Source organism: Enterobacter sp. ZOR0014, assembly GCF_000798855.1.
GTDB lineage: Bacteria > Pseudomonadota > Gammaproteobacteria > Enterobacterales > Enterobacteriaceae > Enterobacter > Enterobacter kobei.
Genome location: NZ_JTLF01000313.1, coordinates 1 through 12,184 on the forward strand (window position 1 = coordinate 1; position 12,184 = coordinate 12,184).

General features: G+C 59.9%; 8 protein-coding genes. 2 read left to right on the forward strand and 6 right to left on the reverse strand.

Annotation, left to right across the window (positions count from 1 at the left end; genetic code table 11):
* From L977_RS17450 to nasR, 6 genes are all read right to left on the reverse strand, one after another.
* The coding region (locus L977_RS17450) for a molybdopterin-dependent oxidoreductase (protein WP_047626381.1) at nt 1-1,520 on the reverse strand (1,520 nt) is incomplete at its 3' end.
* Nucleotides 1,517-5,503, reverse strand: coding sequence for a nitrite reductase large subunit NirB (gene nirB / locus L977_RS17455; RefSeq protein WP_081987749.1), 3,987 nt, complete (start codon nt 5,501-5,503; stop codon nt 1,517-1,519). The genes L977_RS17450 and nirB, both read right to left, overlap by 4 nt.
* Nucleotides 5,504-5,516: 13 nt before the next feature.
* On the reverse strand, nt 5,517-6,305 hold the full coding sequence (locus tag L977_RS17460) for an ABC transporter ATP-binding protein (RefSeq protein WP_014884182.1): 789 nt from the start codon (nt 6,303-6,305) through the stop codon (nt 5,517-5,519).
* Between the two features lie 9 nt (nt 6,306-6,314).
* The gene (gene ntrB, locus L977_RS17465; RefSeq protein ID WP_014884183.1) at nt 6,315-7,193 is read right to left on the reverse strand and encodes a nitrate ABC transporter permease; all 879 of its coding nucleotides are present in this window, start codon (nt 7,191-7,193) and stop codon (nt 6,315-6,317) included.
* Nucleotides 7,194-7,195: 2 nt separating this feature from the next.
* On the reverse strand, nt 7,196-8,443 hold the full coding sequence (locus tag L977_RS17470) for a CmpA/NrtA family ABC transporter substrate-binding protein (RefSeq protein WP_047626378.1): 1,248 nt from the start codon (nt 8,441-8,443) through the stop codon (nt 7,196-7,198).
* Nucleotides 8,444-8,671: 228 nt separating this feature from the next.
* Nucleotides 8,672-9,856 carry a nitrate regulatory protein NasR gene (gene nasR, locus L977_RS17480; RefSeq protein ID WP_047626379.1) on the reverse strand — a complete coding sequence of 395 codons (1,185 nt, stop codon included), beginning with the start codon at nt 9,854-9,856 and terminating at the stop codon, nt 8,672-8,674.
* A gap of 72 nt (nt 9,857-9,928) precedes the next feature.
* Between nasR and L977_RS17485 the strand changes: the two genes are divergently transcribed.
* Both L977_RS17485 and L977_RS17490 read left to right on the forward strand, forming a co-directional pair.
* Nucleotides 9,929-10,282 carry a DsrE/DsrF/TusD sulfur relay family protein gene (locus L977_RS17485; RefSeq protein WP_014884187.1) on the forward strand — a complete coding sequence of 118 codons (354 nt, stop codon included), beginning with the start codon at nt 9,929-9,931 and terminating at the stop codon, nt 10,280-10,282.
* 106 nt (nt 10,283-10,388) lie between these two features.
* Nucleotides 10,389-12,173: a methyl-accepting chemotaxis protein gene (locus tag L977_RS17490; RefSeq protein ID WP_014884188.1), complete on the forward strand. Its 1,785-nt coding sequence runs from the start codon at nt 10,389-10,391 to the stop codon at nt 12,171-12,173.
* The last annotated feature ends 11 nt before the right edge of the window (nt 12,174-12,184 follow it).

A 12,184-nucleotide genomic window follows, 5' to 3' on the forward strand; every position in this document is an offset into this window, starting at 1 on the left:
TCCAGCCGCTCCCACGCTTCGCGGGTAAGTTCAGCCAGGTCATGCAGGTTCAATGCCCGCGTGCCGTCATTTTCAAAGGCCGTCAGCGCCGCGTGCTCGCAAAATATCTCGTGCGGATGTTGCCAGGCAAAGGCATCGCCGTGCCCCAGCCGTTTTGCAATCTGCGCGACGATCCACCAGTCCGGTTTTGCCTCTCCCGGGGCAGGCAGAAAGGCGCGCTGGCGCGAAATACGCCGCTCGGAATTGGTCACAGTGCCGTCCTTCTCCCCCCAGGCCAGCGCCGGAAAACGGATATGGGCGAACCGGCTGGTGTCGGTATCGTTCATGACCTCAGAAACAATCACCAGCGGGCAGCCTGCCAGCGCCTGACATACGGCGTGACTGTCCGGCAGCGAGACCGCTGGGTTGGTGCCCATGATCCACACCGCCTTCACTTCGCCACGGGCAATGGCATCAAACAGTTCAACCGCCATCAGGCCTGGCGTCTGCGCCAGCCTTTCCGTTCCCCAGAAACGCGCCACCCGCGAAAGGTCGTCCGGCTCAAAGCTCATGTGCGCCGCCAGCTGATTTGCCAGCCCGCCCACTTCTCGTCCGCCCATGGCGTTTGGCTGTCCGGTCAGCGAAAACGGACCGCAGCCCGGGCGGTTGAATTTTCCGCTGGCAAGATGGACGTTGATGATGGCGTTACACTTGTCGCTACCGCTCGATGACTGGTTGATCCCCATGGTGTAGAGCGTGATCGCGCGTGGCGCGGTGACAAACCAGTCATAAAACACACCAATATCCTGCACAGGAAGGTCGCAAAACGCCGCCACGCGGGCCATCGGCCACGCGTCGGTTCCCTGGATCACATTGAGCAACCCCACAAACAGCCCCGCATCGCTGCCGGGTTTTAGCGCCAGATGCAGGTCAGCGATATCACAGGTAACCGTTTCACGCGGGTCAATCACCACCACCTTCATCTGCGGATTAGTTTGCTTTGCCTGCACCAGCCGCTGGTACAGAACAGGGTGCGTCCAGGCGGCATTCGAGCCCACCAGTACCACCAGATCGCTGTTCTCCACGTCCTCGTAACTGCACGGCACCACGTCCTCACCGAAGGCACGTTTATAACCCACCACCGCTGACGACATGCAGAGCCGGGAGTTGGTATCAATGTTCGCCGCCCCGATGAACCCCTTCATCAGCTTGTTAGCGGCGTAGTAATCCTCGGTTAACAGCTGGCCGGACGCGTAGAACGCCACCGCCTGCGGCCCCCATGTGTCGATAATGTGCTGGAGCCGTTCACCTGCCGCCTCCAGTGCCTGCGTCCAGTCCACCTCATTACCGTCAAGGACCGGGCGCAAAAGCCGCCCCTGTAAATCGGTTGTCTCCCCCAGGGCGGCCCCTTTCACGCACAGGCGACCAAAATTCGCCGGATGGGTTTCATCTCCCCGAACGCTGACCACGCCGCCTTCCACGCGGGCGACCACGCCGCAGCCCACCCCGCAGTAGGGGCATGTTGTCCGGGTTTCTGTCATGAAGCCTCCGCACGCATGACCAGGGCATCGTTACCGACCCACACTTTGCCGTTTTCAATTTTCACCGGCCAGGCGCGTACCGCAGGCTCACCATTTTCAACCTGACAGCCATCGCGCAGACGAATGCGCTGTTTATAAAGCGGAGAGATCACCACCGGCTCCCCCGCCGCATCGCCAAGAATGCCGCGAGAAAGCACGTTCGCACGGCTTCCTGGCTCCAGGTCGTCGAGGGCATAAACGGTTTTGCCAAAGCGGAACAGCGCAATCGCATTGTGACCAAGACGCGCGCCAATGCCCGCCTGTTCGGGGATATCCTCGATACCGCAGATTTCCTGCCAGCGTTTGCCTTGCTCTGCGGCAGTGTCGTTCACAGCGGTGCGGAACAGCGCCAGACGGTTGGGATCGTTGAGCGTGGTCTGCCATTCGCACTGGTAGGTTTCTACCACCCGGGCCATCTCCTGCTCCAGTTCGTCGGCAATACCCAGACTGTCCTCGAGGATCACCTCGCGCAGATAGTCGAGGCCGCCTTCCAGGTTGTCCATCCAGGTGCTGGTGCGCTGCAGGCGATCCGCCGTGCGGATGTAGAACATCAGGAACCGGTCAACGGTACGGATCAGCGTTTCATCGTCCAGATCGCTGGCGAAAAGATCCGCATGGCGCGGCTTCATGCCGCCGTTGCCGCACAGGTAGAGGTTCCAGCCTTTATCGGTGGCAATGACGCCCACGTCTTTGCTCTGCGCCTCGGCACACTCGCGGGTACAGCCGGAAACCGCCATTTTGATTTTGTGCGGCGCGCGCAGGCCTTTGTAACGGTGCTCCAGTTTGACCGCGAGGCCGGTGGAGTCCTGCACGCCATAGCGGCACCAGGTCGACCCAACGCAGGATTTCACCGTGCGCAGAGATTTCCCGTAAGCGTGGCCGGTCTCAAATCCGGCTTCCACCAGCGCCTGCCAGATCTCCGGTAGCTGTTCCAGAGTGGCGCCAAAAAGGTCAATACGCTGCCCGCCAGTGATTTTGCTGTAAAGGCTATAGCGCTTTGCAATCTGGCCGATGGCGATCAGCCCGTCGGCGGTCACTTCCCCGGCGGGCATACGCGGCACGATGGAATAGGTTCCGTCCTTCTGAATATTGGCAAAGTAACGGTCGTTGGTGTCCTGCAGCGGCAGATGCGCCGGTTTAAGCAGATACTCGTTCCAGCAGGAAGCCAGCACGGACCCGACCAGCGGCTTACAGATTTCGCACCCGTGTCCCTGACCGTAGCGGCTGATGAGCTGGTCAAAGGTGCGGATATGGTTGACGCGCACCAGGTGGTAAATTTCCTGGCGTGACCAGGGGAAGTGTTCGCAGATATCCTTTTTCACCTCCACGCCCTGTTCAGCAAGCTGAAACTCCATCACCTGCTTCACCAGCGCACTACAGCCCCCGCAACCGGTCGCCGCTTTAGTGCACTGTTTGATGGCACCGATATCCGTTGCGCCCGCGCTCACGGCCTGGCAAATATCGCCCTTGCTGACGTTATGACACGAACAGATCTGCGCACTTTCCGGCAGCGCCGCCACGCCCAGCGCTTTTGGCGCGCTGCCTGAGGATGCGGGTAATATCAGGGTTTCCGGCGCTTTCGGCAGGCTGATTCCATTGAGCATCATCTGCACCAGCGTGGCGTATTCGCTGGCATCCCCCACCAGCACGCCGCCGAGCAGCGTTTTGCTGTCGTGGCTGACCACGATTTTCTTGTAGATTTGCTGCGGGCCGTGCGTCCACTGGTAGCTCAGCGCCCCAGGCGTGCGCCCGTGAGCGTCGCCAAACGACGCCACATCCACGCCCAGCAGCTTGAGTTTGGTGCTCATATCCGCGCCGGTGAAGGTTTTATCCTCCCCTGCCAGCGCGGCGGCGGCCACGCGTGCCATCTGGTAGCCCGGGGCAACCAGTCCAAAGATTTTCCCTTCCCACAACGCGCATTCGCCAATGGCAAACACGTCACGGTCGGAAGTCTGGCAGCCATCGTCAATGCAGATCCCGCCGCGCTCGCCGATAGCCAGCCCGCTGCTGCGCGCCAGCGCGTCCTGCGGACGGATACCGGCAGAAAAGACCACCAGGTCCGTTTCCAGCGCTTCGCCATCGGCAAAGCGCAGCACCAGCCCGTCATCCGTCGACGCAATTTCCGTGGTGGCTTTAGCGGTGTGAACGCCCACGCCCAGCGCCTCGATTTTCTTGCGCAGCATCGACGCACCGTCGTTATCGAGCTGAACCGCCATCAGATTGGGCGCAAACTCCACCACGTGAGTGTCGAGCCCGAGTTGTTTCAGGGCGTTTGCTGCCTCCAGCCCCAGCAGCCCGCCGCCGATGACGACCCCGCGACGCGCACCCGCCGCATGGGCCGCAATGTTGTCGAGATCGTCGAGCGTGCGGTAGACAAAACAGCCCGACAGATCGTTACCCGGTACCGGCGGGACAAACGGGTATGAGCCGGTCGCCAGCACCAGTTTATCCCAGTGCGTTTCATGCCCACTGGCGGTACGCACCACGCGCGCGTCGCGGTCAATGGCGACAATCTGCTGCGACAGGCGCAGCTCAATGCCGTTATCAGCAAAAAAATCCCCTGCCACCAGCGAGAGCGAATCCGCACTGCGGCCGCCAAAATACTCGGACAGATGCACCCGGTCATAGGCGGCATAGCGCTCTTCACCAAAGACCACGATCTGATACTGCTGATGTAAGTTGCGGTTAACGCAATCTTCGAGAAAATGATGGCTGACCATACCGTGCCCAACCACCACCAGAGTAGGTTTTGTCATAGCGTTCTGTCCTGCAACCTGTGGTTGCGTAGTGAATCGATCGAACAGCCAGTCCGCGTGTGCGGGCGCAGCCGTTGCCCGTAAATCGGTAAATGTCGCCGCGTGGCGGCAATCTCCCATCAGCAGCACGCCAGCCAGCGTCCCCTGATGGATCAGTAAGCGACGATAGTGACGCGTCAGCGGATCCCATGAACGCCAGACCACGTCGCCCTCCTGCTCCGCCGCGCGACCCAGGCTGAACAGCTCCACGCCGGTCACCTTGAGGCGCACACCGTTGTCGGTGAGGGTAAATGGCGCAGTGGTGTCGCCCGCCAGCCGTGCGGCGAGGATATCGGCCTGCGCCAGACAGGGGGCGACCAGGCCAAACGTCTGGCCATCAATTTCGCAGCACTCGCCAATGGCATAGATGTCCGGCGCGGAGGTCTGCATCTGGTGATTCACCACAATCCCGCGCGAGCAATGAAGGCCGCTGGCCTTTGCCAGGTCAATGTTGGGCTGCACGCCGGTCGCCAGCACCACGCGCGCCGCAGCAAGACTGCGTCCATTGAGCAACGTCACGGTATTGTCGTTAATCGCCGAGATGCCGGAGGCAAGCTCACAGCGCACGCCCCGTTCCGCCAGCGCCTCCTCCAGCAGCGCGCCAGCCTGTTGATCCAGCTGTTGTTCCATCAGCCACGGACCGCGATGAACGAGCGTGACGTTGTCACCTGAGCGTGCCAGTGCTGCCGCAGTCTCAACCCCAAGCACGCCGCCCCCCAGCACCACCGCCGGACCGGAAATTGCCTGAATGGCGCAGGTATCCTCCAGGGTGCGGAACGTGAACACCTGCGGCGCATCACCGCCGGGGATCGGCGGAACAAAAGGCGTTGAACCGGTGGCAAATACCAGGGCATCCCAGCCCAGCGTGCGGGTGGCGGTTCGCACTTCTCGTGAGGCCACGTCCACGGCAAGCGCCCTTTCGCCCCGCAGCACCGTAACGCCACGTTCCCGGTACCAGTCCTCATCCTGAAGACAGATATCCGCTGCCGCTTTCTCGCCCCCCAGCACAGGCGAAAGCTGAATGCGGTTATAGGCATGCTCAGGCTCATCACCGACTACGGTGATAGCAAAACGACCCGAGGCCCGCCCGGTTAGCCCGTCAATCAGCCGGGTGGCCGCCATTCCATTCCCGATAATGACCAGTCGCATCAAAGCCCCCTCGTTACGCCGCTTTCGGCTGTTTTTCGTAGAGGAAATGGAGGATCTGCTGACGCATGTGGTGGTAGCGGCTGTCGTCCGCCAGCTGAACCCGGTTGCGCGGACGCGGCAGATCAACGCGCAGGATCTCTCCGACGGTCGCCGCCGGGCCGTTGGTCATCATCAGCACGCGATCGGAAAGCAGCACTGCCTCATCCACGTCGTGGGTAATCAGCACGATAGTGGTGTTCAATGCCTGCTGGATCTGCATCACCGAGTCCTGCAGATGGGCTCGCGTCAGCGCATCCAGCGCGCCGAACGGTTCATCCATCAGCAGCACTTTTGGCTTCATCGCCAGCGCGCGGGCGATGCCCACGCGCTGCTTCATGCCGCCGGAGATCTCCCCCGGGCGCTTATGCAAGGCATGCCCCATCTGCACGCGGTCGAGGTTGTGCTCGATCCACGCTTTACGCTCAGACTTGCTCATGGTGTGACGGAACACCTGATCCACCGCCAGGGCGACGTTGTCAAAGCAGGTGAGCCATGGCAGCAGGGAATGGTTCTGAAACACCACCGCGCGCTCGGGGCCCGGCCCGGCAATTTCGCGGTTGTCGCAGATAAGCCCACCTTCCGTCGGCAGCGTAATGCCGGCAATAAGGTTTAGCAGCGTCGATTTGCCGCAGCCGGAGTGGCCGATCAAACTGACGGTTTCGCCCTCGTGAATATCAAACGAAACGTTTTGCAGCGCCAGAAACTCGCCGCTGGCAGTAGAAAAGCGCTGGCTCACGCCCTGGACCTGAATTAATGGTTTCATCTTCGCTCCTTATTTTTCCTGCCAGCTAAAGCGACGGGCAATCAGCATCAGCCCCTGCTCCAGCAGCAACCCGACCACGCCAATAATGACGATGGCGATGAGAATGTTTTCGACGTTGAGGTTGTTCCACTCGTTCCAGATCCAGAAGCCGATGCCTAAGCCTCCGGTGAGCATCTCGGCGGCGACAATCACCAGCCAGGCAATACCGATGGAGAGGCGTACCCCGGTCAGCACCGCAGGCAGCACGGCAGGAAAGAGAATGCGGCGCATGATGGTCCACTCAGAGAGTTGCAGTACCCGGGCGACGTTGAGGTAGTCCTGTGGAATACGGCGCACCCCTTCCGCGGTGTTGATGACCATCGGCCAGATGGAGCAGATAAATATGGTCCAGCTTGATGCTGGCTCCGCTTTCTGGAACAGCAGCAGGCCGATGGGCAGCCAGGCCAGCGGGCTAACCGGCCGCAGGAGGGCAATTAGCGGGTTGAACATGCGCGAGAAAAAGGTGAAGCGGCCAATCAGAAAGCCCAGCGGAATCCCCGCCAGCGCTGCCAGACCAAAGCCGATGGCGACGCGCTGCAGTGACGCAAGCACGTTCCAGCCTATGCCCATATCGTTTGGCCCGTCGCGATAAAACGGATCGGCGAACAGGGTTATGGCCGAGTCGAGCGTGCTGAGCGGCGTCGGGAAGCCTTTGCTGTTTATCGCCGCCAGTTGCCAGAGCACCACCAGCAGCCCCAGCCCCAGAAACGCCGGAATGACGCGCTGTAAAACATCATTCATTCGACGCGCCAACGCAGGCGTACGACGACGAACCTGTAACGGTGGCAGGACAATCACCTCCCCGCTCTCAGGCTTCTCTTGTGGTTTTGTGTTTTGCAGATGCGGCATAATCAGGCCCCTTTACGGTGAATGGCAAAACGGTTGGCGTACCCTTCCGGATCGGTTCCGCTCCAGACGGTACCGTCCATCAGCGTGCTGCTGCGATACGGTGATGAGGGAGTGGAGAGTCCGCCGACGGCGGTGGCAGCATCCTGCCAGACCGCGGTCTGGTTAATGCGCTGCGCAATACCCACGTAATCCGGCGCGGCTTTAAGCAAGCCCCAGCGGCGGAACTGGGTTAAGAACCACATGCCGTCGGAGAGGTACGGATAACTGACGGCACCCTCGTTGAAGAAACGGATCGGGTGCGCGTCCTGCCAGCGCTGCCCCAGGCCGTTGTCGTATTCCCCGAGCATTCGCCCGGTGAGATACTGTTCTTTGCAGTTGAGCCACGCCCGTCGCGAGAGGATCTGCGCGGTTTCACGTTTGTTTTCCGGGGACGCCTCAATCCAGCGCGCGGCTTCCATCACGGCGCTCACCAGCGCCCGGGCGGTGTGCGGATTTTTCTCCACCCAGTCGCGACGCGTGCCGAGAATTTTTTCAGGATGATCCGCCCAGATGGACTGCGACGTGGCAGCGGTGAAGCCAATGCGGTCGTTAATCGCCCTCGCGTTCCACGGCTCACCGACGCAAAAGCCCACCATGTTGCCAATGCGCATGTTCATCACCATCTGCGGCGGCGGCACCACCACCGTGCGCACGTCATCGAAGGGGTTAATGCCTGCGCTCGCCAGCCAGTAGTAAAGCCACATGGCGTGCGTTCCGGTCGGGAAGGTGTGCGCGAAAGTGTAAGTGCCAGTCGCCTGCTGCCCGACCAGCGTTTTCAGCCCGTCAAGATCGCGAACCCCCTTCTCCGCCAGATCGCTGGAGAGCGTAATGGCCTGACCGTTCTGGTTAAGCGTCATCAGGTTTGCCATCTGCTGCGGCTTGCCTGCAATACCCAGTTCAAGCCCGTACAGCAGACCGTAAAGAATGTGCGCGGCGTCCAGCTCCCCCGCCACCAGCTTGTCGCGTACCGCTGCCCAGCTCGCCTCTTTGGTGGGGACGATGGTGATACCGTATTTTTTATCAAAGCCTTTCAGGGCTGCGATAACCACCGGCGCACAGTCGGTCAGCGGGATAAACCCGATACGTACCGTCTCCTGCTCCGGTTTATCCGAGCCTGCCGCCCAGGCAGCCTGCATGACACCCGGTAATAACACTGCGCCACTCGCCAGCATGCTGGCCTGCAAAAACCGCCGTCTCGACAAATCCGCCATGACCACTCCTGAAAAAAAGCCAAAAAAAAAGCGCCCACAGTGCCGAAGCACCGCTGGACGCCTTTATCCCGAAGACTGATGCACCGCCGTTGGCGCACCGTCAAAAATGGTTAATTCAATGATGCAAAGTCAATGCCAGGTTTGAACACCCTGTTTCAGGGCCGACAGCCCGGTTTTGCTCGCCATTACGCACCCCAATCAGGCACAACATGCCCACTGATTGTGCAGCTACTCCTTTGGGGTTATCTGCCACACGCTTTTCACCGTAAGCAGCGCCCGGGCGATATCCACCATGCGCTGATTCTTGTCCATCGCCATTTTGCGCAGCGTTGTCCAGGCCTGCTCTTCACTCATATTCTGGTGGGTCATCAGCACGCTTTTTGCTTTATCAATGGTTTTTCGCTCCTCAAGCGTATCGCGCAGCGACGCAAGCTGACGGGAGAGTTGCTCAATCTCGCGCGCCTGCTGACGAACCAGAGGCAGCAGGGGTTTATCCGGGTAATGCGCCAGCGGGTCCTCCAGTTCATCTGCGGAATGCGGATAAACCTCGTCACGCTGAATCCGCTCATCCACCGCGACCATCAGATCGGCGATGATTGTCTCCTCCAGCGCCCGCAGATGCTCCAGCCGCGCCGTTTGCAGCGCAAACCACACCAGCGCGGTATGGCCATTATCCGCGGCAGGCTGGCGGGTACAGGCCACGCGCCGGAGTTGCTCCGTCTCACGGTCGGGCTGGCAGTTGAGGGAGAAAGTGGCCTGAACGTCAGCCTGACTGTGGGAGAGGAAGATCTCAAAGCAGGCTTGCTGCCCGTCAATGCGATCTACCAGTCTCTGGCGGGTAACGTCATCAAAAAAACCCTGCGTGAAGCCTATCGCCCCCAGGGCCCGCTCTTGTCCCGCCAGCTCTTTCCCCTGCATCAGGCTGTAAAGGGCGACAAACCGGCCCGCGATTTGCGGATCGTCAATGCTGTCATTGAGTTGCGGCACGATACTGAGCAGATGGCGAAGCATGCGGGAGTAATGTTCCATGGCCTGCGGGGCCGTCAGGGTTTGTTGACTCACCCCGTCACGCAGCGCGGGAAGTGTGTCCAGCGTATGCAGTGCATTACCGATACGTTCGCAGACGGCGCTCCCCGGGAGGAGGGACTGCTTGCCAAGTATCGTATTCAGCGCAGCAAGATTTTCGTCTACCAGTGCCCGGCTGGCTTTGCATTCAGGCGCGTAGAGCTTACCCTGTGAACAGAGCCAGACGTTGGATGCCCCGCGCTCGCACTGTAGCATATGTACCAGTTGGCTAATGCCGTGCACCAGCACGTTCAGCTCTGCCAGCTTGCTGAGCTGCTCCCGGCGCATCAGCCTCGCGCGCTGAAGCCATTCGGTTGCACCTGGCGAAATGCCAGCCATTAATGTCATGCTTACTCTCCCGGACAGCGAAACTCCGGAGAATTAAGCAATATTCGTGCCTTTATAAGAACAGGAGTCAACATGCAGAAGATTGTGATCGTCGCCAACGGGGCGGCCTACGGCAGCGAATCTCTTTTTAACAGCCTGCGTCTGGCCATTGCGTTACGTGAAAAAGAGAGCGACCTGGCATTACAGATTTTTTTAATGTCGGATGCGGTCACCGCCGGGCTGAAGGGCCAAAAGCCGGCAGAAGGCTATAACATTCAGCAGATGCTGGAGATCCTGACCGCGCAAAATGTGCCGGTGAAACTGTGCAAGACCTGTACCGACGGACGCGGGATTACCACTCTGCCGCTGATAGAGGGCGTAGAAATCGGGACGCTGGTTGAGCTGGCCGAATGGACGCTGACCGCAGATAAAGTATTAACTTTTTAATAATAATCCCGTAAAAATATTATTTTCTTATGGACGCGGTTTCAGCATCAAGTTTACCTGCGGGGTTGCCGATAGGCATGGAAACAACACAGCAGGTATTTCACTTATGTTCAGATCGATTCGCGCACGTATTATCGCCACGACGACAGGTTGCCTTGTCGTCGCCCTTCTTCTCAATACCGTTATTAACTTCCAGGTCACGCGCCAGGATAACCAGCAGTCACAGCGCGATATATTGACCAGTACCAGCGCCAGCCACAACATGGCGATTGCCGACTGGGCCAAAAGCAAAATGACGGTGATTACCTCCGCACAAAGCGTCGCGCTGGCTGACGACCCGGTTCCGGTGTTTAAACAACTGGCACAGGCGGGGGGATTCACTAACGTCTATGTGGGTTATGCGAGCAAGACGGCGAAGTTTTCTGAACCTGCGGGTGTCCCGGCGGATTATGATCCGACCATTCGTCCCTGGTATCAGCAGGTGGTGAGCACGGACGGCCCGGTAGTGACGGCACCCTATGTTGATGCCGGTACCGGAAAGCTGGTGGTGACGTTTGCTGTACCGGTGAAAGAAAATGGCGTCCTGAAAGCGGTGGTGGCGGGCGATGTCGCCATGGATAGCGTCGTGGCAAACGTGCGCGGCATCCACCCAACACCCGCCAGCAGCGGGCTGCTCCTGAACAGTGATGGTACCGTGATTGCCGCCAACGATCCGGCTTTGACCCTGAAGCCGTTTGCCGAGACGATCAAAGGGATCGACTTTGCGGCGCTGAAGCGCGGTAATCCGGTCGACGGAACCCTGAATGATGTAGACAAAACCTTCATTGCCTCAGCCGTGCCGGGCACAAACTGGCTGCTGGTCGTCGCGCTCGACAACAGCGATGCCACCTCCGGCATGCGTTCCCTGCTGAAAGCGTCGGCGATTTCGCTGGTGATCCTGGCACTCCTGAGCGGCGCCATTGTTCACGTCCTGATTGCCCGTCTGCTGAAACGCTTGTCTGACATTCGTGATGCGATGCATAACATTGCCAACGGGACCAACGATCTGTCCCAGCGTTTGCCGGACAGCGGCAATGATGAAGTGGCGCAAATTGCGCAGGCCTTTAATGCCTTCAGCGATAAGCTTTCCGTCGTGATGGTACAACTCCGTGACGCCAGCGCGTCGGTGAAAAATGCCGCGCAGGAAATTGCGGCTGGCAACCAGGATCTTTCCGGGCGTACCGAGCAGGCGGCGTCCAGCCTTCGCGAGACCGCCAGCGCGGTGGAGCAGATCACCGCCTCCGTCACGCAATCGAATGAATCGGCAGCGGAAGCGAACGATCAGGCAAGCAAAGCGTCTGCGGCTGCCGCGCGCGGTGGTGAAGTGGTTTCTCAGGCCATCAGCACGATGCAGTCCATCGAAGTGGCGTCCGCAAAAATTGGTGATATCACCAGCGTCATCGACGGTATCGCCTTCCAGACCAACATTCTGGCGCTAAACGCCTCCGTCGAGGCGGCGCGTGCCGGTGAGCAGGGCCGCGGATTTGCCGTGGTAGCCGGGGAAGTGCGTAACCTCGCCAGTCGTAGCGCCCAGGCGGCGAAAGAGATCAAATCCCTGATTGATTCCACCACCGATAGCGTGGCGACCGGTTCGCGCTATGTGCATCTGGCCGGTGAAAGCATGGATGAGATCCGCTCCAGCATCGGCAGCGTCTCCGGCATCATGCGCGAAATATCCATCGCCACCAGCGAACAGATGAAAGGCATCCATGAGATTAACCATGCGGTGACCCATCTCGACAGAATGGTGCAGCAGAACGCCGAGCTGGTGGTGCAGTCCGCCGCCGCCGCAGGAGCCCTGCAGAGCCAGGCGGGCGACCTTGCTGAAACGGCCGGCCATTTCCGCATTTAATGTTCCTCCGG